Source organism: Bacillus sp. JJ1521 (genome assembly GCF_036965165.1).
In the GTDB taxonomy this organism is placed as follows: domain Bacteria; phylum Bacillota; class Bacilli; order Bacillales; family Bacillaceae_L; genus Ferdinandcohnia.
Map to the genome: position 1 here is coordinate 19,531 of NZ_JBALOX010000096.1, position 282 is coordinate 19,812.

The following is a 282-nucleotide window of genomic DNA, read 5'->3' on the forward strand; positions in this document are numbered from 1 at the left end:
ACATGTATACCTTGAATCCCATAATATGTCGGTCTCCAATCAGTTTCATCGAAAGCTAAGCAAATCGAATTCATACTAAAGGTCATTTCATTACGCAATTTTTCTAGATCTTCAATAGTTAAACTTGGACCAGTGCCGATAATAAAGCATCTTTGTCCCATATGTTTATTTTTTATTTTCTTCAATTTTTGATATTGACTATTTCTATCAAAGCCTATTACTCTTAAATACTTCTTTAAATTAAATATTACAGTAGAAATACCATAAGGAATAATACTATAC

At 28.7% G+C, this 282-nt stretch carries 1 pseudogene; it reads right to left on the reverse strand.

The annotated features are described in order from the left end of the window. Positions 1-282: pseudogene (locus V7147_RS14260) on the reverse strand (6-hydroxymethylpterin diphosphokinase MptE-like protein); the annotation flags it as partial.